At 50.8% G+C, this 252-nt stretch carries 1 pseudogene; it reads right to left on the bottom strand.

The annotated features are described in order from the left end of the window. Positions 1-252, bottom strand: a pseudogene (locus tag KVT27_RS25530) (CTP synthase); the annotation flags it as partial.

The raw sequence follows: 252 nt of genomic DNA, 5'->3' as shown, positions 1-252 counted from the left end.
CGGTCCCCGAATCCGCCAGGCACAAGGATACCTTGCACGCCGGAAAGCAAGTCGTCGACATTGCTGTCATAAATATCTTCCGCGTTGACCCAACGGATCTGGATTTCGGAATCGTTGTCGATACCGGCATGTCCAAGCGCTTCGACAATACTCAAATAAGCGTCATGAAGAGCTACGTATTTACCGACGATCGCGATTTCCGTCTTCTTCGTCAAGGATTTCACTTTGTGGACAAGGTTCTCCCACTCGGTC

This window comes from Lysinibacillus sp. GbtcB16 (assembly GCF_019091145.1).
In the GTDB taxonomy this organism is placed as follows: domain Bacteria; phylum Bacillota; class Bacilli; order Bacillales_A; family Planococcaceae; genus Lysinibacillus; species Lysinibacillus fusiformis.
Note: the sequence above shows the minus strand (reverse complement) of the source record. Positions and strands in the feature narration are given on the sequence as shown.